Origin of the sequence: Streptomyces sp. NPDC047043, assembly GCF_040644055.1 — a bacterium.
GTDB lineage: Bacteria > Actinomycetota > Actinomycetes > Streptomycetales > Streptomycetaceae > Streptomyces.
Genome location: NZ_JBEYVO010000029.1, coordinates 92,596 through 119,458, shown reverse-complemented (window position 1 = coordinate 119,458; position 26,863 = coordinate 92,596). Strand labels below are relative to the sequence as shown.

Below are 26,863 nucleotides of genomic sequence, written 5' to 3'. Positions count from 1 at the left end.
CAAGGGCGGACAGGCCTGGGCGAGTCGATTGTCCACTGCTGACAAGACCCAGGTCCGTAAAGACATTTGTCGATGTGTAGGCCGTTGGCTGAGAGTGACGGAACCCTCACTTCCGCCATGCGTTCGCGGTTGATCCTTTCGGGTTCAAACCCGATAAGCTCCCGTTCGGCACTGCGAGTTGACCCGGTCGCGATCGGTCATCTCGTGGTGCGTCATGCATCAGTGCGCTCCCCCTTGCACACCCCCATTGTTCGAACGTGTTGCTTGTTAAGGATGCAGATGGAACTCGCCACTCCGCCGCCGGCGGCGCGGGCCCCTGTCGCCTGGTACAGCTGGTGGCTGATGCCGCTGGCTTTAGGAGGCGGGACGGTTGCCGCCACGTTCATGAGCTCCGAGCGAATAACCGCCGGAGTCGCGGGTGTCGCGGCCACCGCCGCAAGCGCCGTGTGCGTACGGCTGCTGATCCGCACCCGCACCCAGCTGAGCCGCTCCGAGGGCTCCTTCCGCACCACGCAGGCCGAGCACTCCCAGCAGTGGCAGCAGCATGTCGCCGGCCTGGAGCGGAAGTTCACCGCGGAGCGCGCCTCCCTGGAGGCACAGCTCACCGAGCAGACCGGCGCGTACGAGGCGCAGCTGACCGAGCAGGGTTCCACGTACGAGGCCCAACTGGGCGAGCAGGCACGCGCCTTCGAGGAGCGCCTCGCCGCCCAGGCGAAGTCGTACGAGACCCAGCTCGCCGACCAGGCCGAGGTCTGGCAGGAGCAACTCGCCCACCAGCAGGCCGCGGTCGCCCGGCTGGCGAACGAGCAGCTGCCCGACGCACTGAAGCAGCTGCGCGCCGGTGACGCCATCGACGACCTGCTGCCCGAGGCCAACCAGTGCGCCAAGGTCAGCGCCGACCTGCAGGCCGACCTGCGCAAGGTGCTGCGCACCGCGCTGATCGGCGTGGAGGAGGAGTTCAACCGCTCGACCTCCGCCGAACAGGCCGTCATCAGCATCGGCAACCGCATCCACGTGCTGACCGGCAAGCTCCGTGGCCGCCTGCACGAGATGCAGGGCGAGCACGGCAGGCTGCCGGCCGTGGCCCGCGGTCTGATGGAGCTCGACCAGGAGCTCGGTCCCGCCGACTCGCTCGCCGCGAGCATCGGCGTGCTCGGCGGCTCGGACCGGCCGGGCCGGCAGTGGCAGGAGCCGCAGCGGCTGCTCAGTGTGGTGCGCGGCGGCGTCGGCCGGATCAAGGACTTCCACCGCATCGAGATCCGCCATCTGCCCGAACTCGGCGTCGACGGCGGCCTGGTGGACCACCTCACGCTGATCTTCGCGCAGCTGCTGGACAACGCGGCCCGCTACTCGCCGCCGAGCGAGCCCGTGCTCGTCTCCGGCAAGGAGGTGCCCAACGGCGTCGGCATCGAGATCCAGGACTCCGGCAAGGGCCTGAGCGAGGAGAAGAAGCGCGAGGCCGAGGAGGCCCTGACCGGCACCGCGGTCGGACCGGGGATCGGCGGTATCTCCGAGGACGCCAACATCGGACTGCGCGTCGTCGGCATCCTCGCCCGTCGCTACGGCATCCGCGTCACCTTCGCGGACTCGCCCTGGCTCGGTACCTCTGTGGTGATCGTGGTTCCGCACAAGTACTTCAGCCCGCTGCCCGCCACCGCCCCGGCCACCGCCGCGACTCCGGCGGCCCAGCCGGCCGCGGCCGCCCCGGTGCGCACGGCGGCCGCCGCCGAATCGGTGGCCGAGCCCGGAGAGGTCGTGGACACCACGCCCGGCGGACTGCCCCGGCGCCGCAGCAAGCGGAACGAGGCGGAGCCCGCGGTGCGGCACCAGTCGGCCGAGCGGTCGGAGCGTACGGAGGAGACGCCCGTCTCCGCCGTGCCGCCGGACGCCTCGTTCGCCGGCCTGGCCGCCTTCGCCACCGCCGGCCGCGAGTTCGGCGAGGAGTCCACCACGGAGGATGCAGCGCCTGCCGACCGCGAGTCCACCGAGCACCGCACTGAAGAGAGCGACTAGTCCACATGACGCAACAGGGAACCGACGTGAGCTGGGCGCTCCGCGATCTGGTGGAGTCCATCCCGGAGATCCGCTTCGCCCTCGTGGCCTCCAGTGACGGCAAGGCCATCACCTCCTTTGGTGCCGAAGACCCCGACGACGTGGACCGGTTCGCGGCCGTGGTGGCCGGACTGCAGGCGCTGGCCCAGCCGGTCGCCGAGCAGTTCCCCAAGTACGCGGGGCAGCTGCGGCTGGCGATGATCGAGGTCGACGGCGGCCATCTCTTCGTCGTACGGGCCGGTGTGGAGACGTATCTCGGCGTCCTCGCCCGCGAGGGCCTCGACCAGGGGCTGCTCGGACACCAGATGAGGGATCTGGCCCGCAGGATGGGTGAGCTCCTCGGCACCACTCCGCGGCTGGAGGAGCACTCTGGATGAGTGCTCCCCGCCGGCCCACGGACCCGTCCGGTCTCGAGCGCTACTACGTCCTCACCGGGGGGCGCAGCGGACCGGGCGGTTCGGCGTCGAGTCTCGACGTGGCTACCCTCATCGTCTCTCTGTCCGCCCCGGTGCCGGGCATGCAGCACGAGCACGAGGACATCCTCCGGCGCTGCCGCGATCCGCTGTCGGTGGCCGAACTCGGCGCCCACCTCGGACTGCCCTTCAACATTCTCGCGGTGCTGCTGGCGGATCTGCTCGAGGCAGGCCGCGTCGAAGCCCGTGACCCCATCCCGGCGCACGGCGCCGGCCGCGGGCCCGACCTCGCGCTCCTTGAGGAGGTACTCAGTGGACTTGAACGGCTTTGACCATCCCGGCCGGCCCGGCGGGGACGGCCCCCGCTCGGTGAAGGTGATGATCGCCGGCGGCTTCGGCACCGGGAAGACCACCATGGTCCGCTCGGTCAGCGACATCAAGCCGCTGACCACCGAGGAGACGCTCACCCAGGCCAGTGCCGACGTCGACCACCTCGTCGGCGTCGCCGACAAGACGGAGACCACCGTCAGCCTGGACTTCGGCAAGATCAGCCTCAACGACAGCCTGATGCTGTACCTGTTCGGCACGCCCGGGCAGGAGCGGTTCTGGTTCCTGTGGAACGGCCTGTTCAAGGGCGCGCTCGGCGCGGTGGTCCTCGTCGACACCCGACGCCTGGCCTCCAGCTTCCGGGCGATCGAGGAGATGGAGCGGCAGAACGTCCCGTTCGTCGTCGCCCTGAACGTCTTCCCCGACTCGAAGAACTATCCGGTCGAGGAGATCCGGGACGCCCTGGACATCCCCGAGCACATCCCGGTCGTGGCCTGCGACGCCCGCGACCGGGCCTCCAGCCGTGACGTGCTCGTCGCGCTGATACGTCACCTGAAGGATCGCTCCCCCGTCGCACTGGAGCCCCGATGAACGACCAGACTTTAAACGGTCCCGACGCGCCTCGCGGGTGCCCCGTCGCGCACGGCGGGGCAGAACTCACACGGCTGTACGGCCCGGACGCGGCCACCGACCCGCAGGGCATCTACGAGCGGCTGCGCAAGGAGCACGGCTCGGTCGCACCGGTGCTGCTGGAGGGTGACGTTCCCGCCTGGCTGGTGCTCGGCTACCGCGACAACCGGCGGGTGCTGGACAACCCTCGTCAGTTCAGCCGGGACGCCCGCATCTGGCGGGACTGGCGGGAGGGCCGGATAGCGGAGTCCCATCCGCTGATTCCGATGGTGGGCTGGCGGCCCGACTGCGTCTCCCAGGACGGAGAGCCGCACCGCAGGCTGCGCGGCGCGGTGACCGACGGCCTGCTGGCCGCCTCGAGCCGCGGCATCCGGCGGCACGCCACGTACTTCGCCAACAAACAGATCGACGTGTTCGCCGGGGCCGGGCGCGCCGACCTGGTGGCCGACTACGCGGAGCACCTGCCGATGCTCGTGCTCAGCCGGATCCTGGGCCTTCCCAAGGCGGACGGGCTACGCCTGGTCGAGTCGTGCGCCCAGATCTTCAAGGGCGGCGAGGACGCCCTCGTACACAACGACCGCATCATGCAGATCCTGGGCGAACTCGCGCAGCGCAAGCGGTCCGAACCCGGCGCGGACTTCACCACCGCCCTGCTGGAGCACCCCGCGGCGCTGTCCGAGGAGGAGGTCGTCAGCCATCTGCGCCTGGTGCTGATCGCCGCCCACACCACGACCAGCAATCTGCTGGCCCGGGTGCTGCAGCTGCTCCTGACCGACACGGCGCGGCTGTCCGGGCTGATCAGCGGTCAGCTGACGGTGTCTGCCGTGGTGGAGGAGGTCATGTGGAACACCCCGCCGCTGGCTGTCCTGCCCGCACGGTTCGCCACCAGCGAGCTGGAGCTCGGCGGGCACGACATAGAGGAGGGCGACCTGCTCCTCCTCGGCCTCGCCCCGGGCAACGTCGACCCGGAGATACGGCCCGACGACGGCGTGGCGGTCCAGGGCAACCAGGCGCACCTGGCCTTCAGTTCCGGTCCGCACGAGTGCCCCGGGCAGAGCATCGGCCAGTCCATCATCGAGGTCGGCGTGGACGTCCTGCTGCACCGGCTGGCGGGCCTGCGCCTGGCGGTACCGCCGGAGGATCTCGGCTCGACCGCCTCCACGTGGGAGTCCCGGCTGGACAGTCTGCCGGTCGAGTTCGCCGTCTAGGCCACGCCAGGAACCGCTGCCCGGCCGGGTTTCCGGCCGGGCAGCGCCGTGTGCGGGTTCAGCGGCCGCAGCGAGACCAGGGGCGTCAGCCGTCGAGCCAGTCGCCTTCGACGCCTGTGGGACGGTATCCCGTGGCGTTCCAGAGGAAGTGCGGGTGGGCGCCGGCGAACATGTAGGCGAGCAGCGCGGTGTCCTCCCTCCCGGTCTGAGGGTCGTGCAGGGTGTAGAAGTTCTCGGATCCGACTACGCCGGCGTCTTGTTGGACATCACGGGCGCGGGCCGGGGACGGTGCGGCGCTGGATGCCTCCACGGCGGCGATGTAGGTGCGGCGCAGGATCTCCCATGTGCTTTCGATGTTGCCGTGCCAGGGGCCGTGCAGTGCTTCGAAGGCATGGAGCTCGGCGTCGAAGAGGGGCCATGTCCGGGGGTGTTGGGCTCTGCAGCGTGCGGACAGCTCGGCGGTCCGGGTGCTCAGTGCCGGTGCGGTGGGCCGCGGGGCGATGGTGAGGGTGGTGCCGTGGGTGAGGATGCCGGTGCAGGGGTTGGGCTGCAGGTCGCAGAGCGGGCAGTCCTCGGCCGGGGGGAGGCCCTGGGTGATGCCGTCGAACCACAGGGCGTGGCGGCCGGTGAGCCCCATCCAGACGATGGTGGTGGTCATCAGCCAGGTGTTCCACATCGGGGTGTGCGCCTCGGGCATGCAGCCGTACTTGACGATGGCTATGGCGCAGGCGGCGTAGAGGGCCTTGGTGTGGGTGGGCATCTCGGCGAGCCAGAAGTTGCTGATCTCGCCGGTGAGGGCGTCGGCTCGTACGTCGGCCATGTCGTCGATGACGCGGCACAGCAGCAGGGAGGCGAGGTTCTCCTCCTGCCAGAGTTCGGCGTCGGGTGCGACGTGCCAGAACAGGCAGTCCAGCATCTGCAGGATGGAGTAGGTGCTCTGGCTGAGCGGGTTGCTCTGGGGGAGCGTGACATTGCCCGCCTGGTGCTGTTGGAGCCAGTACTCGTCGACCGATCGCTTGTGGGCCGAGAAGAGTCCGCTGACCAGGGCCCGTGCGCTGTTGGTGCTGAAGTTCTCGGCCAGGCGGCCTTCGACGTGTTGGGTGAGGCGGGTGGTGTCTATGGTCTCGATCACGCGTTTGTATTCGTGGAAGACGAGGATGTCGTCCTCGAATCGGTGGCGGTGCCCAAGGTCTCGTTCGAGGTCGTTCATCTGCCGGGTCCAGGACCATCCACCGGTCAGGACGCTGTCGAGTTCCCGGCGGTGCGGCCAGGTCTTGACGGTGAGGGGACGACCGGCGCTGTGCCGCCATCGGTAGTCGTCCAGCGTGCGTTCCGGGGGTGTGGGCAGCTGACGGCACAGAGGGCAGGCGCAGGCGGTTGACTGCTCCTCCTCGCGCGGCGGGGTGAGCGCCCGGCTCCGCCAAGCCCCCTCCAGCATCAGGCAGGTCAGTCGGCAGACCTCAATATCGGTGCTGACCTGGGGGAAGGCCGCTTCGATCATGCGCAGGCTGGTGTCGAGGTGCCTCAGCCTGGCGTAGCCCTCCTCGTCGGGAGGCAGGAACTCGGGCTGCGCCAGACGGAGCGCTCCCTCCACATGCAGGGTGGTGCCGGAGCCGCGGGAGCCGAGTGCGTCCAGCCGCTGCCGAGCGGCGTTCTGGGACCTTCGGTACTGCTTCGTGCTCCCATTGATGCGTTTCACCAGGAGGCGGGCCAGGGTGGTTCCCGCCTCCGTGGGCTGGAGCTGGGCGCTTGGCTGCGCCGGGAGCGGTCTGTCGGCGGACGCCTTCGGAACTGCACCTGCGACTCGAAATTTCACACCGGTCTCCCATCAAGCTGTGGTCCTGGCAACGGAATCGCTCGACCGTGGCCGGTGGCCCGGTCGGGTCGAGGAGTCATCTGTGGCTTCCGCGACGGCCTTGCCGAACAGCCGGACTCACGCGATCGGCTCCGGCTTCTGCTGCGAACGACCGCGATGGGCTCACGCGCCACCTCGGCTGTGTCGGCCGCGGCGCGTGGATGGGTGAGGGCGGTCGGGGGCGGTTCCCATGACTGGTGTTCCTCGAACCCCGGCCCGGCCGGGGAGGGCGAACGTGACGTCCTGGGGCATGCGCTTCCTTCCGGGCGACGGCGATACAGAGACCCCCGACCTGCGAACGGGTGGCCGAATTGGCCACCCGTTCACTCGAACTCAGCCTCTATGGCCGAAAGTTGAATCGAGAAGCGGTATGAGGCTGCCCGGGGCGTAAATGATCTACGCGTGACCTCACCGTGATGTCCGTTACTGCTTACGCCTCTTGAGCTGCGTACACTGCCTCCCCTCCCACGTACGTCAGGGCCACGCCCGTCTCCGCGATCGCCTCGGTCGGACCGTCGAACGGGTCGCGGTCCAGCACCACGAGATCCGCCAGTGCACCCACCTGGATCCGGCCGGTGTCGTCGAGGTGGTTCACCTGGGCCGATCCCGCGGTGTACGCGGTCAACGCCTCGGTGAGGCCGATGCGTTGGGCGGGCAGGAACACGGAGGCGCCGGTGCTGTCGGGCGTCACGCGGTTGACCGCGACATGGATGCCCTGAAGCGGGTCGGGGCTGCTGACCGGCCAGTCACTGCCGGCCGCGAGCCGGGCTCCGGAGCGCAGCAGCGCGCCGAACGGGTATTGCCACGCCGCCCGTTCGGCCCCGAGGAAGGGAATGGTCAGCTCGTCCATCTGCGGTTCGTGCGCCGCCCACAGCGGCTGGATGTTCGCCGTCGCGCCCAACTCGGCGAAGCGCGGCACGTCGTCGGGGTGCACGATCTGAAGGTGCGCCAGATGCGGCCGGGTGTCGCTCGGCCCGTTCGCGGTACGCGCGGCCTCGATGGCGTCCAGGGCGTCGCGTACGGCCCGGTCGCCCAGCGCGTGGAAGTGACACTGGAAACCGAGCGCGTCCAACTCGGTGACGTACTTGGGGAGTTGGCCGCGATCGATGAAGCTCTTGCCCCGATTGGCCGTGGCGCAGCCGCACTTGCCCAAGTACGGGTCGAGCAGCGCCGCCGTGCCGTTCTCGGCGACCCCGTCCAGCATCAGCTTGACGCTGGTCGCCCGGAACCGGCCGCGGCTCAACGCGGCCCGCTTCTCGACGAGTTCGGGGATCTGCTCGGCCCCGCGCTCCCGGTCCCACCACAGGGCCCCGACCACCCGCGCGGTCAGCGAGCCGTCGCGGGCGGCCGCCAGATACGCCCCGGACGGGTCGTCCATGCCGAGGAAGTCCCCGATCAGCGCGTCCTGCCAGGCCGTGATGCCGAGCGCGTGCAGATGACGCTGCGCGTGCAGCAGGGCAGCCAGCCGGTCGGCCGCGGTGGCCGGGGGAGTGAGCCGCCCGACGAGCTGCATCGCCCCCTCCTGCAGGGTGCCGCTCGGCTCGCCCGACCTGTCCCGCTCGATGCGCCCGTCGGCCGAATCCGGAGTGTCGCGGCCGATGCCCGCGAGCTCCAGGGCGCGGCTGTTGACCCAGGCGCCGTGATGGTCCCGGTTGGGCAGGTAGACCGGCCGGTCGGGTACGACCGCGTCCAGCAGCTCCTTCGTCGGCGTACCGCCCTCGAAGGCCTCCATGGACCAGCCGCCGCCGAGGATCCACTCCCGCTCCGGATGCGCCTCGGCGTACGCGCGGACGGCGGCGACCGTCTCCTCGGCCGTCCTGCTCCCGGTCAGATCGCACTGGCTCAGCTCGAGGCCGGCCGGGATCGGATGGACGTGCGCGTCCTGGAAGCCCGGCAGCAGCAACCGCCCGGCCAGGTCGACCACTTGGGTCCGCGGCCCGGCGAGATCCAGGACCTCGTCGTGCCCGACGGCGGTGATGCGGTCGCCGGTGACGGCCACGGCGATGGCGGTGCGGCCCTCGGGGGTGAGGACCGGGCCGCCCGTGAAGAGAAGATCTGCGTGCATGTTCCGTTTCCTGGTGGGGGTCAGTTGGAAGTGGCCAGCAACTGCGGCGCGTCGGCGTCCGTACCGTCGCCCGTGCGGAAGTACGGCGACCTGCGCACCCACTTGGCCCACACGGCGGCAACGAAGCCCGACGCGATCATCGCCAGGGGAGTGAGCAGCAGGAACCAGCCGTTGTCCGCGCGCAGTTCGAGGTGGTCTGTGGAGGTGTAGAAGGACCAGCCGAGATAGCCGCCGAGTCCGAGCAGCGCGGCGGCGCTCAGCGCGGGCAGCACCACCGCCCGCACGCCCTGCCGCCAGTGCGGTCGAGGACCTGGACGCGGCGGAGCGCAAGGTCGTGGAACTCGGCGGACGCCCACTGGAGACCAAGGACGCGTCCGGCCCCTTCGAGGAACGCGGCTACGCCGACCCGGCGGGCCACTCCTTCACCCTCCGCAAGGCCACACCCACCGCCCCCAAGCAGGGCTGACCCAGGGCCTGTCCGGCCGGCCTGATCCGTCGGACAGGCCCTCCCCGGTCAGTCCCGGCCGCCCTTGTCGTCGGTCGGCCACACGCCCGTCGACCGCTCGATGGCCTTCGCACCCCCGCGGTCCACGGCGCTGCGCACCACGGCGAAGATGGCGCCCTGGACCGCGGCGGCCAGCAGGATCTCCCCCCAGCCGCGGTCCCGGTCCAGGGCGTCGGGTGCGTCCTCCTCGTGCCGTAGCGCCATCCACGTCTTCTGGAATGCGAGTCCCGCCAGCCAGCCGCTCGACCAGCCCAGGACGAACCCGAGGGGCTTGTAGGCGAGGGGGAGCTTCAGCTTCTTCTTCTTGGCCATGAATCTCTCCGTACGTTGTCGGGCCTGCGTGGGTCAGGGCCGTCCCTGTGCCTGGATCTCCTCGCCCGCCGGCACGGGCCCGGGCGGTGTCCCGTCGCCGAACGGGCGGCCGCCCAGCTCCGCCCGGTGATGGGCCGTCAGCCAGCCGGACAGGTCCGGTCCGAGGGGCACGATGCGGGTCGGGTTGATGCCGGTGTGCACCTGGTGGTAGTGCCGTTTGATGTGGTCGAAGTCGACGGTGTCACCGAAGCCCGGCGTCTGGTAGAGGTCGCGGACGTACGCCCACAGGACCGGGTTCTCCGCGAGCTTCCAGCGGTTGCACTTGAAGTGGCCGTGATAGACCGCGTCGAAGCGGACCAGTGTGGTGAACAGCCGGATGTCCGCCTCGGTGATCGTGTCGCCGACGAGATAGCGCTGCCGCTCAAGGCACGGTGTGAGCAGCTCCAGCCGCCGGAACACGCCGGCGCAGGCGGCCTCGTACTCCTCCTGGTCGGTGGCGAAACCCGCCCGGTACACACCGTTGTTGACGTCCTCGTAGACGTCCGCCATCACCGTGTCGATCTCGTCGCGCACGGCGTGCGGGTAGAGGTCGGGGGCGCCGTCGCGGTGCAGGGCGGTCCACTCGGTGGCGAGGTCGAGGGTGATCTGCTGGTAGTCGTTGGTGACCAGCTTCCCGCTCGGTTCGTCGACGACGGCGGGCACACTGACCCCGCCCGGATAGTCGCTCTCCCGCCTGTCGTAGGCCTCGGCGAGGAAGCGGATGCCGAGGACCGGGTCGCGGCCGTCCGGGTCCAGGGTGAAGCGCCAACTGCGGTCGTCCTGGATCGGGTCGGCGATCCCCATCGACAGCGCGCCCTCGAGACCGAGCAGCCGCCGGGAGACCACCGCGCGGCTCGCCCACGGACAGGCGCGACTGACCACCAGCCGGTAGCGGCCCGCCTCCACGGGCCAGCCGTCGCGGCCGTCCACCGTGATCCGGTCCGTGAAGTGGCTCTTGGACCGCTTGAACGTCTTCTTGCCGTAGTCGTCGTTGCCCCCGCCCATGATTCCTCCCTGCGGTGTCCGGGCCCTGTCGGCCGTTTTCCCCCGCGTTCGTTCCTCTGAGTTCCCCGTTTTCCGCCGCCCGCACGGTGTGAGCCGTCCGCAGAGGGGCAGTCGGCGAAGGTGAGCGGGACACCCTCGGACAAGAAGGCGGACCGGAAGACACGCGTCACCGTGCTGGTGGCGCTCGCGGCCAATCTGGTGATCGCGGCGGCCAAGGCCGTCGGCGGCCTGATGGCCGGATCGCCGGCCCTGCTGTCGGAGGCGGCGCATTCCGTCGCCGACAGCCTCAATGAAGTGTTCCTGCTGGCCGCGCTGCGCCGCAGCCGCCGCCCCGCCGACCGGCGCCACCCTTTCGGCTACGGCAAGGAGCGGTTCTTCTGGTCGCTGCTCGCCGCCGTCGGGATCTTCGTGATGGGCGGCTGCTTCTCCTTCTTCCAAGGCTTCGAAGCGCTCAGGAACGGTGCCGAGGAGAAGCTCAGCGGATACGTGGCGGGCCTGATCGTGCTCGCCGTCGCCTTCCTCGCCGAGGGCGCCTCGCTGCTGCGGGCCCTGCACCAGGTGCACCAGCAGGGCGGCAGGGGCGGCCTGCGCGACCCGGCGCTGCGCACGGTGGTCGCCGAGGACGGCACGGCGGTGCTCGGCGTGACGCTGGCGGCCGTGGGGATGGCACTGCACATGGTCACCGGAGAGGTGGTGTGGGAGGCGTCGGCGTCGTTCGCGATCGGCGCGCTGCTCGTCTTCGTCGCCTTCCACCTCGGCCGCGAGGCGCGCGACCAGTTGATCGGGGAGGCCGCCGACCCGGAGGCGGCCCGGCGGATCCGGTCCCTGCTGGAGGCGCAGCCGGAGATCGACAGCGTGGAGGCGCTGTTCACCATGAAGACGGGCCTGGACACGGCCCTGGTGGCCGCCCGCGTGGACCTGGTGCCCGGCATGGACAGCGAGCGGGTCGAGGAGGTCGCCGTGCGGATCAAGCGGTCCGTGGCGAACAGCGTGCCCGAGGCGGACCAGATCTTCCTCGACATCACCGACCGGCCGGCCGAGGAGGCACGAGAAAGCCCCGCCGCGACGGGGGAACGCGGCGGGGCCTGACGCACGCGTGCCCGGCGGACACGGCTTCATGCGTCTTCCGGCGAAGATTTTTCCGGCAACCCTCTCAACAGCTGCTCGGGAACCCCCTCAGGGTTCGACCACGAACACCGGGATCTGCCGGTCCGTCTTCTTCTGGTAGTCGGCATACGGCGGATACGCCGCCACGGCACGCTCCCACCACTCGGCCTTCTCCGCGCCGGTGACCTCACGGGCCCTCATGTCCTGCTTCACCGGCCCGTCCTGGAGCTCCACCTGGGGATCTTCCTTGACGTTGAAGTACCAGACCGGGTGCTTGGGCGCACCGCCCTGCGAGGCGACCAGCGCGTACCGTCCCTCGTGCTCGACGCGCATCAGCGGCGTCTTGCGGATCTTGCCGCTCTTCGCACCGCGGGTCGTGAGCACGATGACGGGCAGGCCCGTGTCCATCAGCGTCGTGCCCTCCGTGCCGCCGGAGCTCTCGTACAGCTCCACCTGATCGCGCACCCACTGCGCCGGGCTGGGTTCGTACTCGCCCTCAAGAGGCATGGCATCCGTCCCATCGTCGGGTCCTACGGCTGACGGGCCATTTCAACACCTGCACGCGCGGGATTCATCCACCCCGCGCGGCTCGGCCATGTCCGGCGGTCCGTCCGAGCCGTCGGGCGCCCTTATCGCGCCAGGCTCGGCCTCCTGTCGTACGGCGATCACCGGGTCCGGGACCGCGGAGGCGGGCATCACCGGCCAGTTTGGGCCCGCCACCGATCTGGCCGAACTTCACGTCGCCCCATAGATGCCCCGGGCATCTAATGAAGATCTGCACGACGCACTCTTCGTCTGCGAGGTCTTCCATGACGGCAACGGAACCCGTCGCGTTTCCCCAGGACCGGACCTGCCCCTACCACCCGCCCACCGCCTACGAGCCCCTGCGCGCCGATCGCCCGCTGACCCGGGTCACGCTCTACGACGGCAGGCAGGTGTGGCTGGTCACGGGGCACGCCCTCGCCCGCGACCTGCTCGCCGACCAGCGCCTGTCCACCGACCGCACCCACCCCGACTTCCCGGCGCCCACCGAGCGGTTCACGGCGGTGAAGAACCGGAGGGTCGCGCTGCTCGGCGTCGACGACCCCAAGCACCGCACCCAGCGGCGCATGATGGTCCCCAGCTTCACCCTCCGCCGCGCCGTCGAACTGCGCCCGGAGATCCAGCGCATCGTGGACGAGCGGATCGACGCGATGATCGCGCAGGGGCCGACCGCCGAGCTGGTGAGCGCCTTCGCGCTGCCGGTGCCGTCGATGGTGATCTGCGCTCTGCTCGGCGTCCCCTACGCCGACCACGACTTCTTCGAGGGGCAGTCGCGCCGGCTGCTGCGCGGCCCGACGGTCCACGACGTGCAGGACGCCCGCGACCAACTGGACGCGTACTTCGAGGAGTTGATCGACCGCAAGCTGAAGCAGCCGGAGCCCGGCGACGGCGTGCTGGACGAACTCGTCCACCAGCAGCTGCGGGAAGGCGTGCTGGACCGCCAGGAGGTCATCTCCTTCGCGACCATCCTGCTGGTCGCCGGCCACGAGACGACCGCCAACATGATCTCCCTCGGCACCTTCACGCTCCTCCAGCACCCCGAGCGGCTGGCCGAGTTGCGGGACGACCCCGGGCTGATCCCGCACGCGGTCGAGGAACTGATGCGCATGCTGTCGATCGCGGACGGACTGCTGCGCAGGGCCACCGAGGACATCGAGGCGGGCGGCACGACCATCCGCGCGGGCGACGGCGTGGTCTTCGCGACCTCGGTCATCAACCGCGACCAGGACGTCTACGCCGAGCCCGACACCCTCGACTGGCACCGGCCCGCCCGCCACCATGTCGCGTTCGGCTTCGGCATCCACCAGTGCCTGGGCCAGAACCTGGCCCGCGCCGAGCTGGAGATCGCCCTGCACACCCTCTTCGACCGGCTGCCGACGCTCCGCCTCACCGCCCCGGCCGAGGAGATCCCCTTCAAACCCGGCGACACGATCCAGGGGATGCTGGAACTCCCCGTGACCTGGTAAGAGGCTCGAGGCCATGCACACCGACACGCGTATCGAGATCGACAAGGACGTCTGCATCGGCGCCGGCCAGTGCGCCCTGGCCGCGCCGAGCGTCTTCACCCAGGACGACGACGGATTCAGCACGCTGCTGCCGGGCCGCGAGGACGGCGGCGGCGACCCGATGGTCCGCGAGGCGGCCCGGGCCTGCCCGGTGGGCGCCATCACGGTGTCCGAGGGCTGAACTCAGCGGGCCCGCAGCAGGAGGCGCGCCGCCTCGCGCGCCTCCCGGGCGGGCTCCGTGCTCTGCGTTGTACCGGCGGCCACCATGGCGCCCTCGGCCAGCAGGAACAGCTGCCCGGCCAGCGCGCCGGGCAGCCCCGCGTCCGCCACCAGCCCGGCGAGGTGGTCGCGGAACGCCCGCTTGTGCGCCCGTACTTGGGCCACCACACGCTCCGACGTGGCCCCCAGCTCGCCGTAGGCATTGATCCACGCGCAGCCGCGGAACCCGTCCTCGCCGAACCACCGCTCCAGCCAGTCGAAGACCGCCAGGATCCGCCGCTCGGGATCCTCGTGCCGCTCCACGAACTCCGCGAGCCGCCCGCGCCAGCGCACGTCGCGCCGCTCGAGATATGCCTCGACGAGCTGCTCCTTCGCCGGGAACAGCTGGTACAGCCGCTTGAGCGAGACGCCGGAGGCGCCGCGGATGTCGTCCATGCCGACGGACTGGATGCCCCGCCCGTAGAACAGCTCCTCGGCTGCGTCCAGCGCCTGCTCCCGGGCGGCTGCGCTGTCCATGACGGCCATGCGGTGTACGACCTTCCTTGACGTGAGAACGAGCGTTCTCCTACGGTAGCAGCCGACCGGAGAACGCCCGTTCTCCATCGCTGTCCGTCCGTCGAGGAGGAGACCGTGGCCGACCGTCCGCCCCTGCCCCCGTTCACCCGCGAGACCGCCGCGCAGAAGGTCCAGGCCGCCGAGGACGCCTGGAACACCCGCGATCCGCACAAGGTGGCGCTCGCCTACGCCGAGGACTCGGTGTGGCGCAACCGCGACGCCTTCGTCACCGGCCGCGCCGAGATCGTCGAGTTCCTGACCGCCAAGTGGGAGCGCGAGCGGGACTACGCGCTGCGCAAGGACCTGTGGGCCTACGACGGCAACCGCATCGCCGTCCGCTTCCAGTACGAGTCCCGGGACGCCGGCGGTCAGTGGTGGCGCTCCTACGGCAACGAACTGTGGGAGTTCGACGAGCACGGCCTGATGACGCGCCGCGAGGCCAGCATCAACGACGTACCCATCGAGGAGAAGGAGCGCCGCATCCACGGCCCGCGTCCCGAAGCCGAACGCGGGCGGTCCTTCCCGCTCGAATAGGGTTCCCGGGTGACCGAACAGGCCGAGAAACCCTTCCTCTACGTCGTCGTCTGCGCCGCCGGGATCGCCGCGGACGTCGGCAGGCTGATCACCGCCGCGCAGGAGCGGGACTGGGAGGTCGGCGTCATCGCGACGCCGGTCACCATGAACGGCTTCTTCGACACCGCCGCCGTCGAGGCGCAGACCGGCCGCCCGATCCGCTCCGCCTGGCGCACACCCGGCGATCCGCGGCCCTTTCCGCCGCCGGACGCCGTCATCGTGGCGCCCGCCACCTTCAACACGATCAACAAGTGGGCGGCGGGCCTGGCCGACACCCTCGCCGTGGCCACCCTGTGCGAGACGTACGGCCTGGGCGTCCCGGTGGCCGTACTCCCTTGCGTGGCCGACGCGTTGGCCGCCCACCCCGCCTACCAGGACAGCCTGATACGCCTGCGCGCGATGGGCGTCCGGATCGGCGAGCCGTACTCCGGCGAGGTGGGGGAGGACGGTGTGCGCCCGGAGTTCGGGTGGGAGGGGGCGCTGGACCTGCTCGGGTGAGTCAGACGGTGACCTCCAGCGGGGACCCGGTCGGCAGCCAGCGGAAGCGTTCGCGGATCTCTGCGGGAGCCTTCGCCAGCTCGGCCTCCACCGTCCGACGGCCCTCCCGGAAGTGGGACCAGCCCTCGTAGTGGACGGGCAGTACGGTGTGCGCGCGCAGCAGGCCGCACAGCTCCACCGCACGGGACGCCGTCATCGTGTAGCGGACCGGCCCGGTCACGGGGAAGCGCACGCCGCCGGGGCCGATCAGAACCGGCGGCCGGTCCAGGCCGCGGACCACCTTCTCCAGGCTCTCGATGATCTGTGGGACGGTGACCTGCTCGATCGGGCCGGGGTCGGCGTTCAGGGACTCGACCTCCGCCTCGAAACCGGGATAGGCGGGCGCGAGGACGCGCAGGCCCCGCTTCTCGTAGTGGGCGACCCAGTGCTCCCAGCTCCTCGGTGTGACCCAGAAGCCGTGGACGAGGACGACGGTGTCCGGAGCGGTCATGTCTCCTCCTTCCGGAGGTGTCAGCGCGTGGCGCGGTAGGCGGCCTCGATCTGCCGGACGACGGCGTCGGGGTGCGACATCATCACGACGTGCGAGGCGCCCTTGACCTCGACGGTCCTGCTCTTGGCGCGGTCGGCCATGAAGCGCTGCACCGCGGGCGGAATGACACGGTCGGCGCCGGCGACCACGTACCACGACGGCAGGCTCTGCCACGCCGGTACGCCGCTCGGCGCGCCCAACCCGCCCACGGCTCCCGGGCGTTGGGCGGCCGCCATCAGGCGGGTCACCGAGCGCGGCAGGTCCTGGGCGAAGACGTCGTGGAACTTCGCCGGGTCGATGTAGCCGTCGGTCCCGGTGGTGCCGTCGGGCAGCGGGAACGGGCGGGTCAGCAGTGCGTCCGGCAGCCTGCTCCCCGGGAACTTCCCGGCCAGCTGCAGCGCGCTCTCGCCCTCGTCCGGGGCGAAGGCCGCGACATAGACGAGTGCCCTGACGTGGGCCCGTCCCCGCCCCGCGTTGGTGATCACCTCGCCGCCGTAGGAGTGGCCGACCAGGATGACCGGGCCGGGGATCGTGTCGACGATGCTGCCGATGTACGCCGAGTCGCCGGCCAGGTCGCGCAGCGGGTTGGCCGCGGCGATGACCTCGTAACCCGCCTTCTGCAGGCGGGAGATGACGTCGTTCCAGCCGGAGGCGTCGGCGAAGACACCGTGGACCAAGACGACCGTCGGTCTGCCGCCGCCTTCCGTGCGGACGTCGGCCGAGGCGGGCGTGGCGGCGGTGCCGAGGGTGACGGCACCTCCCGCCGCCAGCAGCCCGCCGAGGACGCGCCGGCGAGGATGACTTTCGGGGAGCATCCGATGGGTTCCTTCCGGTGTCAGGAGTTGAGGAACTCGAGGAGGTCGGCGCTCAGTTGCTCCTTGTGGGTGTCCGTGATGCCGTGCGGCGCGCCCGGGTAGATCTTCAGCGAGGCGTTCTTGACGCGGTCCGCCGATGCCTTGCCGCCCACCTCGAACGGCACGACCTGGTCGTCGTCGCCGTGGATGACCAGCGTGGGCACGTCGACGGCGTCCAGGTCCGGGCGGAAGTCGGTCTCGGAGAACGCGGCGATGCTCTCGTAGGCGTTGCGGTGCCCGGCCTCCATGCCCTGGCGCCAGAAGGCGTCCCGGGCGCCCTGCGAGACATTGGCGCCGGGCCGGTTGTTGCCGAAGAACGGCCCGTCGGCCAGGTCGCGGTACAGCTGCGAGCGGTCGGCCAGCGATCCGGCGCGGAGCGCGTCGAAGACCTCGATCGGCACCCCGCCCGGGTTGTCGTCGGTCCTGAGCATGAACGGCGGTACGGCGGAGACCAGCACGAGCTGCGCGACGCGGGCGGTGCCGTGCCGGCCGATGTAGCGCGTGACTTCGCCGCCGCCGGTGGAGAACCCGATGAGCGTGACGTCGCGCAGGTCGAGTGTGTCGACGAGGGTGGCCAGGTCGTCGGCGTAGGTGTTCATCTCGTTGCCGTGCCAGGTCTGGGTGGAGCGGCCGTGGCCGCGCCGGTCGTGGGCGATGGCACGGAAGCCGTGCGAGGCGAGGAACAGCTGCTGTGCCTCCCAGCTGTCCGAGTTGAGCGGCCAGCCGTGGCTGAGGACGACGGGGCGGCCCACCCCCCAGTCCTTGTAGAAGATCTCGGCTCCGTCGGCTGCGGTGACGTACGGCATTGCGAGTCCTCTCGTCCGTGGGACGTGTTCGACCCGTCGAGCCTCGTACGGATGCCTGTGCCCCCGAATCCCGTGGAACGCGTAGTCGTGACCGGACTCAGAGCTCCGGGGCCCGCCTCAGCTGCCGCCGGGAGGTGACGTCGAGCTTCCGGAAGATCTTCCGCAGGTGGTAGTCGACCGTGCTCGCGCTGATGAACAGCTGCGCGGCGATCTCGGCGTTGGTCGCGCCGCTCTTCGCGAGCCGCGCGATGGTGAGTTCCTGCGGCGTCAGCGCACTGGCCGTCCCCGCCTGCGCCCGCTGCGGATGCTCTCCGGTCGCCGCCAGTTCCTGGGCGGCGCGGGCTGCGTATCCCGTGGCCCGCATGCGGTCGAACAGCTCCCAGGCCGTGCGCAGTTGGTCGCGGGCGTCCCTGCGGCGCCTGCGGCGGCGCAGCCATTCGCCGTACAGCAGATGGGCGACGGCGAGGTCGGACCGGGCCCGGGTGCCGGACAGCGTGGAGATCGCCTCGCGGTACAGGGGCTCGGCCTCGCTCGCCGGGGCGAGCAGGGCCCGGCTGCGGGCCAGCAGGCCGAGCGCCCACGGCGTGCCGGTGGCCGTGGCGCGGGAGGCCAGCGTGCGCAGGGCCGCCGTGGCCAGGACACGGTCGCCGCAGCGCACGGCCGCCTCGACCAGATGGGGGAGGAGGCGGGAGTGGTAGGCGATCAGGTCGTGTTCGACCAGTTCGTGGAGGATGGGCCGGGCGCGGGCGTAGTCGCCGCCGCCGAGGGCGAGGATCACCATGCCGATGCGGGCGATGGACTCGACCGCGCCGTTGCCCAGCCAGCTGCCGGCCTCCATCGATCCGCGCAGCGCCGCCTCCAGGTTCTGTGCCTCGGCATGCCAGGCGAGCAGTTCGGGATGCCGGTACATGGCCCACATGTCGTCGGTGGCGCCGATCGCCGCGCGGATCTGGGTGCCCTGCGCCTGCACCTCGTCCGCCGTCGCGAGTTCGCCGAGGATCGTCTCGTGCATCACCGTGCAGTACAGGGCGGTGTCCAGCTGCGTCAGGGCGCCGGTCCTGCGGGCGGCGTCCGCGGCCCGGGCCAAGACCGCACTCTGCGCGTCCGCGTCCCACAGCATCATCGACAGGGTGACCGCGGGCAGATAGGCGCGCAGCACCTCCTCGTCCGGCGTGCCCGGGTCCACCACCACCGAGTGGGCCCGTCGCATGTGCGGTACGGCGCGCTCGTAGCCATCGGTGACCAGGACGGCGAAGGCGCGCAGCACCAGGTCGCCGCCGGTGGCCGGGGCCGAGCGCGGCAGCAGGTCGTCGATGGCCCGTGCGATGTCGCCCGGTGTCACATCGCGTATCAGGTGCTCCGCGGAGATGGCCCGGTCGACGGCCCGCAGCAGTGCATCGCGGGCCAGGCCGGGGGCGCCGTCCGCGAGGTACTGCGCGGCGTACAGACACAGCGCCGGGGCCACGGCGAACGCCCCGGCGTCGCCCAGCAGGGAGATCGCGTGCGCCCGCACCAGCAGCGCCCGGCCCCGGCCGACGTCACCCAGCAGCCCGACGTCGATGCGGTCGAGCAGCGACTCCGCCTGCAGCGGCGCCCCGGCCGTGAGTGCCGCCTCGGCCGCCGCGAGCAGCCGTCCGGCCCGCACGCCGGCCTCCGGGGTCAGCTCGGCCGCCCGGGTCAGAAAGGTGGCGCGGGCCGCATGGCCGCCGCGCGCGCCCGCCCGGTCGGCGGTCCGCTCCACTTCCGCGGCGACGGCCTCGTCCGGCCCGAACGCCGCGGCGGCCAGGTGCCAGGCCCTGCGGTCCGTGTCGGCCGGACGGTCGGTGACCTCGGCCAGCGCGGCATGCGCGCGCCGCCGTTCGACGCCGGCCGCCCCGCCGTACACCGCCGAACGCACCAGCGGATGACGGAAGTCCGCGGCCGCCCGCAGCACCACGAGCCGTGCCGCCTCGGCCGGCCCGGAGGCCTCGGGAGCGCAGTCGAGCAGCTTCGCCGCGGCCGTGACGTACCCCAGGTCCCCGCCCGGCTCGGCGGCCGCGAGCAGCAGCCAGGTCCGCGTCGACTCCGGCAGCTCACGGACCCGTTGCAGGTAGTGCTCCTCCAACGTGCGGCCCACCGGCAGGGGTTCGGGCAGCGCCAGCGAACCGGCGAGCTGGTCTGCGGTCAGCTCCTGGCCGAGGTCGGCGAGCGCGAGCGGGCTGCCCGCCGTCGCGGCCACGATCCGCGCCGCGACCCGTCCGTCCAGCGGCCGGGACACGGCCTCCCGCAGCAGCTCCAGCGCGAACTGCTCCTCCAGACCGGCGACTTCGGTGACGGGCAGCCCGGCGGGCACATCGAATCCGGTGCGCGCGGCGAACAGCAGGCCCACGCCCTCTGCATGCACCCGCCGCCCCACGAAGGCGAGCACCGCGAAGGACTCGTCGTCGAGCCACTGGGCGTCGTCGACGCAGGCCAGTACCGGCCGCAGCTTCGCCGACTCCGCGAGCAGCGTCAGGGTCGCGAGGCCCACCAGGAACCGGTCGGCGGGCGGCCCGTCGGCCAGCCCGCAGGCCACCCGTAGCGCCTCGTGCTGGGCCGCGGGCAGCGCACCGGGCTCCTTGAGCTCCTCGACGAGCGGAACCAGCAGCCGGTGCAGCGCGGCGAACGGGAAGCCGGACTCGGCCTCCACCCCCGCCACCCGCAGGACCTGCAGATCCGCTGCCTCCCGGGCCGCATGGCCGAGCAGCGCGCTCTTGCCGATGCCCGCGTCACCCCGCAGCACCACGACGCTGCTGAGGCCCTCGCGCAGGGCGGCGACGAGGCCGTCGAGCTGCTCACGTTCCCGGGCCCGCCCCTTGAGGATCACGCCAACGCCCTTCGGTGAGGCCCGCATGTGAAGGCCATCGGCAGTTTTCGTGAAGCTCGGTCATTCAAACAATTTCGGGCGGGGACTGTACGGCGAACGTGAGTATGGATCTCAAACGCACTCCACAGTGGGGCCCGCCAGCATTCCGCCCGTGTACAGCGCCTGGCCCTGCGGCATCCAGTAACCCAGCTTGGACACCACGGTGGAGCAGGTCTGCTGCGTCACCACACGTACGACGACGGTCGAGGGCCGTCCCGGCTGGAGGTCGGTGAGTGCGCAGTCGAGGGCGTAGGCGTTCCTCGTCGTCGCGGGGTAGCGGCCGATCAGCGGATTGACGCAGCGCGGGTCGGACGTGGACAGCCGCACCCCCGAGGCCTCCTCGCCGATCAGCCCGAACCGGGCGCTGCCGTCCCCGTTCTCGCTGTCGCGGAAGATCCGGTAGGTCAGGACGGTCGCCGAGTCGCACCCCAGCGTGCTGCGGTCGACCTCGATGCGGTGCGTGGCCGGCGGCTTGGGCGCGGTCAGCGTCAGCGTGGCGCGGACGGTGCCGTGCAGGTCCACACCCGCGGGCGACGACGTCACACGGACGTCGCCCTCGATGTCGTACGTCCCCGGACCGGGATAGTCGCCCGAGCCGGGAAGCTTCCCGGACACGACCGTCACGCCGTACTTCCGCGCGGTCCACGTCCCCGAGGTGAGGCAGGCGAGGCCCTCGGCCGACCCGCTGCGACGGCACGCCGCCGGGGCGGACACCGCCATCATCGGGGTGCCGCTGCCCGCGCACAGGCTGACCGAGGCGCGCTGCCCGTCCGCGCCCCGCAGGACTCCCGCGGGTGCGCACAGCGTGGACGGTGCCGGCGGCGGGCTCGGGCTGGCCCAGACGGGTGACACCAGGGCGAGCGGCAGTACTGCCGTCCCCAGCAGGAGCTTCAGCTTCGTCGGGCGTGTCGGCACCGGGTTCCTCCCGCACGGCCAGGACCGGCCGGACGCCGGTCACCTGCGCCGAGGATGCGGGAGCGCGCCGACCGCCCGGCCGCTCCCACGCCGGGCGGTCACCTGCGGGCAGCAACGATCAGTGCCCCAATCGCCCCCTCAGCTCCGGTGGCAACAGCTCGCCATGAGCTTCTACGAGGTCGTCGCACAGGTCCCAGATCCGCTCCACCGGCAGCGCGGCCGCCGTCGCCGGGTCGGCCATCGCGGCGTGCCGGATGTGCCGCGGGTCGCCGTCCGTGGCCGCGCGGACCACCAGGTCGGTGACGGAGACGTACGCCCGGTTGAGGGCCGCGCACTGGGGCGGCAGGGCGCCGACGCGGGTGGGCTGCACGCCCGACGCGTCGACGAGGCACGGGACTTCGACGACCGAGTCGGCCGGCAGGTTGTCGATCAGGCCGCGGTTGGGGACGTTGCCGTAGACCGTGCGGGGCGTGCCGGTGGCCGTGCTGTGGATGATCTGCGGGGCGTACTCCAGGGTGCCCTCCACGGGGAGGGGGCGGCCCGCGGCCAGGGCCTCGCGGGTGTGCTCGTAACTCGCCGCGTTCTCCTCGATGATCTTCAGGTAGGCGCCGACCGGCAGCCGCAGCCGCTCGATCTCGCTGTCGTGGTGCAGATACCAGGGCACGTACTCGGAGGAGTGCTCGCTGGTCTCGGTCGGGTAGTGGCTCAGCCTGCGGTACATGTCCACGCGGACGCGGCGCAGCAGGCCGGGGTCGCGGGCGATCGCCTCGTCCAGCAGGGGGTACAGGCCCTGCCCCTCGCGTTCGAAGCGCAGCACCCACGCCTGGTGGTTGACGCCGGCGGCCAGATAGGAGACCTCCTCGAAGGGCACGCCCACCAGGGCGGACAGGTCGTGCATCGTCCAGTACACCGAGTGGCACAGGCCGGTGACCTTCAACTGCGGGGCGATACGGCTCAGATAGAGCACGTTCATTGCCATCGGGTTGGTGTAGTTCAACAGGTGGGCGCCTGGGCAGAGTTCGGCCATGTCCTCGGCGATTCCCTTGAGGACGGGGAACGTTCGCAGCGCGCGGAAGATGCCGCCGACGCCGAGCGTGTCGCCGATCGTCTGGCGCAGCCCGTAGCGGGCCGGGACGGCGAAGTCGGTGCGGGTGGCCGCGTCCATGCCGACCTGGACGATGTTGACGACGAAGTCGGCGTCCGCCAGCGCCGCCTTCCGCTCCAGGTGAGCGGTGATCACGGGCTTCGCCCCGCGTACCTCCGCGATGTGGCGGGCGGCGCCCTCCGCCGTCGCCAGCCGCTGCGGGTCGATGTCGTGCAGCGCGATCCGGGCGTGCGCGAGCTCGGGGAAGGCGAACAGATCGGCCAGCAGACCCTGCGTGAACACCACGCTGCCCGCCCCCACGAACACGATCTTCATCTGGTTCCTTTCGGATCGGCGACGGCACATGCCTGCTCCCACGTCGGCTGTGCCGCCGTACCGCCGTGGTCGCGCGTCGACAGCGAGCCGCATGCGACGGCCAACGCCAGCGAGGTGTGCAGGCCGAGCCCGCGCAGCCGCGCGGCGACGAAACCTGCGTCGAAGCTGTCGCCGGCGCCCACGGCGTCGACCGGCTCGACGGGGACGGCCCCGGTGCGCAGCAGCCGTGTGCCCTCGCAGGCGAGGGCGCCGCGGGCGCCGTCCTTGACGACGACCGTCGGACCGTGCCGGGCCAACGCGGTGGCGGCGTCGGCGAGTTGGGCCTCGCCGGAAAGGGCGCGGGCCTCCGCCGCGTTCGGCAGCAGTACGTCCGTCACCTTCAGGACCGGCTCCAGAAGCGCGCGGTCCCAGCGGCCGGCGGGATCGTCATTGGTGTCGAGCGAGGTGGTCGCGCCGTGCGCGCGGGCCTCCGCGAAGACGTCGGCCAGCAAGCTGGCGAGGCGCGGCATCAGGAAGAAGGAGGCCGAGTGGACGTGCCGTGCAGCGGCCAGGAGCTCTGCCGGTACGTCCTCGGGGCCGGTCGCGGCCAGGCAGCCGGGGGAGGTGAGGATCGCCCGGTCGCCGTCGCCCGCGGTCACGATCGCCGTGAGAGGAGTGGGCAGTTGGGGATCCACGACCAGGTGGCCGACGTCGACACCCCGCGCGGCGAGCGCCTGCCGTACGAACGCCCCCGCCGGATCGTCGCCCACCCGCCCCGCGAACGCGACCCGCAGCCCGAGGCGCGCCGCCCCGCACGCCATGATCGCCGCCGAGCCGCCGAGCACCAACCGGCCGTGCTCGACGAGCTGTTCGCGCTGACCGAACTCGATCCCGGTCACCGGGCCGACCACCACGTCCGGGTTGGCGTCACCGATCACCAGCAGGTCGAAGGACAACCCGCTCACCCTTTCAGCCCGCTCGACGTCAACGACTGGATGAAGGTCTTCTGCGCCAGCAGGAACGCCACCAGCACCGGCAGCACCGTGATCACATTGCCCGCCATCACCGCCGACCACTTGACGTGGTGCTGCCCCTGAAAGGTCGTCAGGCCCAGCTGGAGCGTGTACTGCGTGTCGTGGTTGATCGCGATCAGCGGCCAGGACAGGTCGTTCCAGGTGGTCAGAAAGGTCAGTACGGCGACCGTGGCGAGCGCGGGCCGGGCCAGCGGCAGCACGATCGAGAACAGCACCCTCAGGCGCGAACACCCGTCGATCCAGGCGGCCTCCTCCATCTCCCGCGGCAGGGACAGGAAGAACTGCCGGAACAGGAACACCGCGAACGGCGTCACCAGCGACGGCACGATCAGCGCGCCGAGCGTGTCGATCAGCCCGAACCACTTCATCACCAGGAACGTCGGGATCATCGTCAGCTGGAACGGCACCACCATCGTCGCCAGCATCAGCCCCAGCAGCAGCCGCGACCCGGCGAACCTCATCCGGGCGAAGGCATAGCCGCCGAGCGCCCCCAGCAGCAGGTTCGAGACGACCGCGACGCACGCCACGATCAGCGAGTTGGCGAACCAGCGCGGGAACATCGCGTTGCCGAGGACGTACCGGTAGCCGCCGAGATGGATGCCGTCCGGCCACAGGGCGGGCGGGAACCGGTTGATCTCCGTGTCCGACATCACCGAGCTGAGCGCCAGCCACACCAGCGGCAGCGCGAACAGCAGCGCGATCGGCGCAAGCACCAGATGGCGGGCGAGGGTTGAGCTGCGGGCGCTCATCGGGCGGCTCCTTCCGTACGTTCCTGCCGGCGCCGTACGAGATGCACCGCACCGCCCCCGACCAGCAGCGCCAGCGCCAGGACGTAGGCCGCCGCGGCCCCGTACCCGGCGGTGAACAGCTGGAAGGCCTGCTGCCAGACGAAGTAGACGACGACGGTCGTCGAACCGAGCGGACCGCCCTTCGTCGTCACGTAGATCAGGTCGAAGACCTGCAGTGCGGTGATGATCTGCCACAGCAGCAGGAACACGGTGACCGGTGTGAGCGCGGGCAGCGTGACGTGCCGGAGCACCTGCCGCCGGTTCGCGCCGTCGATCCGCGCGGACTCGACGAGTTCGGGCGGCACGTCCTGCAGCGCGGCCAGATAGACGACCACACAGAACCCGAGCCCGCTCCACAGGGAGATCAGCACCAGTAGATACAGCGCCTGATCGGGGTCGGCGAGGAAGCCCTGCCGGGAGATTCCGAGGTGGTGCAGCAGGGCGTTGGCGGCGCCGAACTCCGGGTCGAGGATGAAGGAGAACAGCACGCCCTGCGCGGTCGCCGACACCACGAACGGCACGAACACCAGCGTGCGGTACAGGCCGATGAACCGCATCCGCCGGTTCAGCGCCAGGGCCAGGGCGAGCCCACCGACCAGGCTGAGCGGCACGAACAGGGCCGTGTAGAGGAGCGTGTTCCCCACCGCCGTAAGGAAGCTGGGGTCCTGGACGAGCGCGTCGTAGTTCTCCAGACCCACCCAGCGGCCCGGGGTCACGAGGTCGTCCGCGCGGAAGGACAGCAGCAGCGACCAGACGACGGGTACGACGCTCAGGCCGAGGATCACCAGGACCGACGGGCTGATGAAGGCCCAGGCCGTGGTGCGTTCCCGGCGGGCACGGCGGCGGGCGGCGCGGCGCGCGACGGCCGGGTCGGCCGCCGGGGTCTGCGGCGGGAGGGTGAGGGCGCGGGGCAGAGTGGACATGACGTATCTCCCGTACCGGGGAAGTCACCTGGGGATCCGCAAGGCCGCGTCGGCCTTGTCGGCACAGCGGCGCAGGGCGTGGGCGGGGGAGTCCTTGCCGAGCAGGACGGAGACGATCGCCTCGCCCAGCGCCTGCGAGATCTGCGGATACGCGGCGTGGACGGGACGGACGCGGGCGGTGCGCAGGGAGTCGGTGAACACGTCGAGGCCGACGGTCCGGGCGCTGTGCCGCCGCCAGTCCGGCCGGTCCGCGGCCGTCGAGGTGAGCGGGAGACTGCCCGCCGAGGCGTCCCAGCGGACGTCCTGGACCGGCCGGTTCATCCAGCGCACGAACTCCACCGCCGCCCGGGAGCGGGCCGAGCCGTTGTCGAAGACCGTCCAGGTGTCGGGCCCCGAGATGGTCACCGGCCGCCCGCTGTACGTCGGCAGCGGCACCACCCCGTAGTCCACCTTGGCGCCGACGATGTCGGGCAGCTGCCACGGCCCGGTCCCGACCATCGCCATCCGGCCGCCCTGGAAGACCTGGTACATCTGCTCGCCGCCGCCCGACGGGTCGACGTACACGCTCTTGTCGCGCACCAGTTGGGCGACCGTCTGCAACGCCCGCGCCCCCTGGTCCGCGAAGCCGATGTGCCGGCCGTCGTCGGCGACCACCTCGCCGCCCAGGTCCCAGATCATCGGCCACAGCCGCCACACGGTGTCCTCGTCACCCGCGCCGGGCCAGCCGGTGCCGAACACGCCCCGGCCGGGGTCGGTCAACTGCCGTGCGGTGTCGGTGAATTCGTCCCAGGACCAGCCCGCCCGCGGGTAGGGCACACCGGCCCGCCGGAACAGCTTCCTGTTGTAGACGACGCACAGCGAGTCGAGCATCGCGGGCGCCGCCCGCACCCGGCCGTTGAGCGTGACCGCGTCGCGCACCGGCTTCCAGAAGGCGTTCCAGGGTGTCGGCCCCTCGTGCATGGCGTCCGTCAGGTCGACCACACGGGGACTGCGCGCCACGCTCGCCAGGTCCGAGCCGAAGATGTAGGCGATGTCCGGGTAGGAGCCGGCGGCCATCGCCGCGGTCACCTTCTGGAGCATCGCGTCGGCGATGACCCCGCCACCGCCCGCCTCGACACGGATCCCGGGATGCGTCCGGTTGAACTCGGCGACCAGTGTCTCCAGGGCCTTGCGCGCGGTGTCGGCCTGACCGTGCCACAACTCCACGGTCACCCTGCCGTCGGCGCCCACCCCGTCCGACGCACCGCCCGCACAGCCGCTCACGGCGGCCACCGAGGCCGCGCCGAGCAGCAGTCGGCGGCGTGACATTCCCTCGGTCAT

At 71.3% G+C, this 26,863-nt stretch carries 27 protein-coding genes and 1 pseudogene; 11 read left to right on the top strand and 17 right to left on the bottom strand.

Annotated elements, in window-relative coordinates:
- The first annotated feature begins 279 nt into the window (after nt 1–279).
- The 5 genes from ABZ880_RS38055 to ABZ880_RS38035 are packed head-to-tail and all read left to right on the top strand — an operon-like array spanning nt 280 to nt 4,630.
- The gene (locus ABZ880_RS38055) at nt 280–2,013 is read left to right on the top strand and encodes an ATP-binding protein (RefSeq protein WP_361272937.1); all 1,734 of its coding nucleotides are present in this window, start codon (nt 280–282) and stop codon (nt 2,011–2,013) included.
- Nucleotides 2,014–2,018: 5 nt separating this feature from the next.
- A complete protein-coding gene (locus ABZ880_RS38050) occupies nt 2,019–2,429 on the top strand; it encodes a roadblock/LC7 domain-containing protein (protein WP_030043913.1) in 411 nt (136 codons plus the stop codon).
- On the top strand, nt 2,426–2,797 hold the full coding sequence (locus tag ABZ880_RS38045; RefSeq protein WP_361272934.1) for a DUF742 domain-containing protein: 372 nt from the start codon (nt 2,426–2,428) through the stop codon (nt 2,795–2,797). The genes ABZ880_RS38050 and ABZ880_RS38045 overlap by 4 nt, the downstream gene beginning before the upstream one ends.
- Nucleotides 2,778–3,383, top strand: a complete 606-nt coding sequence (locus ABZ880_RS38040) for an ATP/GTP-binding protein (RefSeq protein ID WP_361272932.1) — start codon at nt 2,778–2,780, stop codon at nt 3,381–3,383. Before ABZ880_RS38045 ends, ABZ880_RS38040 begins: the two co-directional genes overlap by 20 nt.
- Nucleotides 3,380–4,630, top strand: coding sequence for a cytochrome P450 (locus ABZ880_RS38035; protein ID WP_361272930.1), 1,251 nt, complete (start codon nt 3,380–3,382; stop codon nt 4,628–4,630). The genes ABZ880_RS38040 and ABZ880_RS38035 overlap by 4 nt, the downstream gene beginning before the upstream one ends.
- Nucleotides 4,631–4,715: 85 nt before the next feature.
- Here the strand turns inward: ABZ880_RS38035 and ABZ880_RS38030 are convergent, their stop codons facing one another.
- From ABZ880_RS38030 to ABZ880_RS38020, 3 genes are all read right to left on the bottom strand, one after another.
- Entirely contained in the window at nt 4,716–6,329 is a 1,614-nt protein-coding gene (locus ABZ880_RS38030) for a hypothetical protein (protein ID WP_361272928.1), read from the bottom strand.
- A gap of 586 nt (nt 6,330–6,915) precedes the next feature.
- Nucleotides 6,916–8,550, bottom strand: coding sequence for an amidohydrolase (locus tag ABZ880_RS38025; RefSeq protein WP_361272925.1), 1,635 nt, complete (start codon nt 8,548–8,550; stop codon nt 6,916–6,918).
- Between the two features lie 20 nt (nt 8,551–8,570).
- Nucleotides 8,571–8,834, bottom strand: a complete 264-nt coding sequence (locus ABZ880_RS38020; RefSeq protein WP_361272922.1) for a hypothetical protein — start codon at nt 8,832–8,834, stop codon at nt 8,571–8,573.
- A 17-nt stretch (nt 8,835–8,851) separates the two neighbouring features.
- Between ABZ880_RS38020 and ABZ880_RS38015 the strand changes: the two are divergent.
- Nucleotides 8,852–9,016: pseudogene (locus tag ABZ880_RS38015) on the top strand (VOC family protein); the annotation flags it as partial.
- A gap of 48 nt (nt 9,017–9,064) precedes the next feature.
- Here the strand turns inward: ABZ880_RS38015 and ABZ880_RS38010 are convergent.
- Both ABZ880_RS38010 and ABZ880_RS38005 read right to left on the bottom strand, forming a co-directional pair.
- Nucleotides 9,065–9,367: a DUF4235 domain-containing protein gene (locus tag ABZ880_RS38010; protein ID WP_361272919.1), complete on the bottom strand. Its 303-nt coding sequence runs from the start codon at nt 9,365–9,367 to the stop codon at nt 9,065–9,067.
- A 33-nt stretch (nt 9,368–9,400) separates the two neighbouring features.
- Nucleotides 9,401–10,411 (bottom strand): glutathione S-transferase C-terminal domain-containing protein, encoded by a 1,011-nt coding sequence (locus ABZ880_RS38005; protein WP_361272916.1) that lies wholly within the window; start codon nt 10,409–10,411, stop codon nt 9,401–9,403.
- 120 nt (nt 10,412–10,531) lie between these two features.
- On the opposite strand from ABZ880_RS38005, the gene ABZ880_RS38000 reads away from it, so the two are divergent.
- Nucleotides 10,532–11,500 carry a cation diffusion facilitator family transporter gene (locus ABZ880_RS38000; protein WP_361272914.1) on the top strand — a complete coding sequence of 323 codons (969 nt, stop codon included), beginning with the start codon at nt 10,532–10,534 and terminating at the stop codon, nt 11,498–11,500.
- An 87-nt stretch (nt 11,501–11,587) separates the two neighbouring features.
- Here the strand turns inward: ABZ880_RS38000 and ABZ880_RS37995 are convergent, their stop codons facing one another.
- A complete protein-coding gene (locus ABZ880_RS37995; protein WP_361272911.1) occupies nt 11,588–12,025 on the bottom strand; it encodes a nitroreductase family deazaflavin-dependent oxidoreductase in 438 nt (145 codons plus the stop codon).
- 302 nt (nt 12,026–12,327) lie between these two features.
- Here ABZ880_RS37995 and ABZ880_RS37990 point away from each other — a divergent pair, with 302 nt between their 5' ends.
- Together ABZ880_RS37990 and ABZ880_RS37985 are read left to right on the top strand one after the other, a co-directional pair.
- Nucleotides 12,328–13,527: a cytochrome P450 gene (locus tag ABZ880_RS37990; protein ID WP_361272909.1), complete on the top strand. Its 1,200-nt coding sequence runs from the start codon at nt 12,328–12,330 to the stop codon at nt 13,525–13,527.
- Nucleotides 13,528–13,540: 13 nt separating this feature from the next.
- Nucleotides 13,541–13,747: a ferredoxin gene (locus ABZ880_RS37985; protein WP_361272906.1), complete on the top strand. Its 207-nt coding sequence runs from the start codon at nt 13,541–13,543 to the stop codon at nt 13,745–13,747.
- A 2-nt stretch (nt 13,748–13,749) separates the two neighbouring features.
- On the opposite strand, the gene ABZ880_RS37980 is transcribed toward ABZ880_RS37985, so the two are convergent.
- Nucleotides 13,750–14,301: a TetR/AcrR family transcriptional regulator gene (locus tag ABZ880_RS37980; RefSeq protein WP_361273121.1), complete on the bottom strand. Its 552-nt coding sequence runs from the start codon at nt 14,299–14,301 to the stop codon at nt 13,750–13,752.
- A 114-nt stretch (nt 14,302–14,415) separates the two neighbouring features.
- Here ABZ880_RS37980 and ABZ880_RS37975 point away from each other — a divergent pair, with 114 nt between their 5' ends.
- Together ABZ880_RS37975 and ABZ880_RS37970 are read left to right on the top strand one after the other, a co-directional pair.
- Entirely contained in the window at nt 14,416–14,874 is a 459-nt protein-coding gene (locus ABZ880_RS37975; protein WP_361272903.1) for a nuclear transport factor 2 family protein, read from the top strand.
- Between the two features lie 9 nt (nt 14,875–14,883).
- Nucleotides 14,884–15,411 (top strand): flavoprotein, encoded by a 528-nt coding sequence (locus ABZ880_RS37970; protein ID WP_361272901.1) that lies wholly within the window; start codon nt 14,884–14,886, stop codon nt 15,409–15,411.
- 1 nt (nt 15,412) lies between these two features.
- Here ABZ880_RS37970 and ABZ880_RS37965 read toward each other — a convergent pair whose 3' ends face one another.
- The 10 genes from ABZ880_RS37965 to ABZ880_RS37920 form a co-directional block, all read right to left on the bottom strand.
- Entirely contained in the window at nt 15,413–15,901 is a 489-nt protein-coding gene (locus ABZ880_RS37965; protein ID WP_361272898.1) for an alpha/beta fold hydrolase, read from the bottom strand.
- Between the two features lie 20 nt (nt 15,902–15,921).
- Entirely contained in the window at nt 15,922–16,755 is an 834-nt protein-coding gene (locus tag ABZ880_RS37960; RefSeq protein ID WP_361272895.1) for an alpha/beta hydrolase, read from the bottom strand.
- 20 nt (nt 16,756–16,775) lie between these two features.
- On the bottom strand, nt 16,776–17,600 hold the full coding sequence (locus tag ABZ880_RS37955; protein WP_361272893.1) for an alpha/beta hydrolase: 825 nt from the start codon (nt 17,598–17,600) through the stop codon (nt 16,776–16,778).
- Between the two features lie 97 nt (nt 17,601–17,697).
- Nucleotides 17,698–20,445 (bottom strand): AAA family ATPase, encoded by a 2,748-nt coding sequence (locus tag ABZ880_RS37950; protein ID WP_361272890.1) that lies wholly within the window; start codon nt 20,443–20,445, stop codon nt 17,698–17,700.
- Between the two features lie 111 nt (nt 20,446–20,556).
- Nucleotides 20,557–21,399 (bottom strand): hypothetical protein, encoded by an 843-nt coding sequence (locus ABZ880_RS37945; RefSeq protein ID WP_361272887.1) that lies wholly within the window; start codon nt 21,397–21,399, stop codon nt 20,557–20,559.
- Nucleotides 21,400–21,517: 118 nt separating this feature from the next.
- Nucleotides 21,518–22,819, bottom strand: coding sequence for an alpha-glucosidase/alpha-galactosidase (locus ABZ880_RS37940; protein WP_361272884.1), 1,302 nt, complete (start codon nt 22,817–22,819; stop codon nt 21,518–21,520).
- Entirely contained in the window at nt 22,816–23,763 is a 948-nt protein-coding gene (locus tag ABZ880_RS37935) for a carbohydrate kinase family protein (protein ID WP_361272881.1), read from the bottom strand. Before ABZ880_RS37935 ends, ABZ880_RS37940 begins: the two co-directional genes overlap by 4 nt.
- Nucleotides 23,760–24,581, bottom strand: a complete 822-nt coding sequence (locus tag ABZ880_RS37930) for a carbohydrate ABC transporter permease (RefSeq protein ID WP_361272879.1) — start codon at nt 24,579–24,581, stop codon at nt 23,760–23,762. The genes ABZ880_RS37935 and ABZ880_RS37930 overlap by 4 nt, the downstream gene beginning before the upstream one ends.
- Complete coding sequence (locus ABZ880_RS37925) at nt 24,578–25,543, bottom strand: sugar ABC transporter permease (protein ID WP_361272876.1); 966 nt, start codon at nt 25,541–25,543, stop codon at nt 24,578–24,580. Before ABZ880_RS37925 ends, ABZ880_RS37930 begins: the two co-directional genes overlap by 4 nt.
- Nucleotides 25,544–25,567: 24 nt before the next feature.
- On the bottom strand, nt 25,568–26,863 hold the full coding sequence (locus ABZ880_RS37920; protein ID WP_361272874.1) for an ABC transporter substrate-binding protein: 1,296 nt from the start codon (nt 26,861–26,863) through the stop codon (nt 25,568–25,570).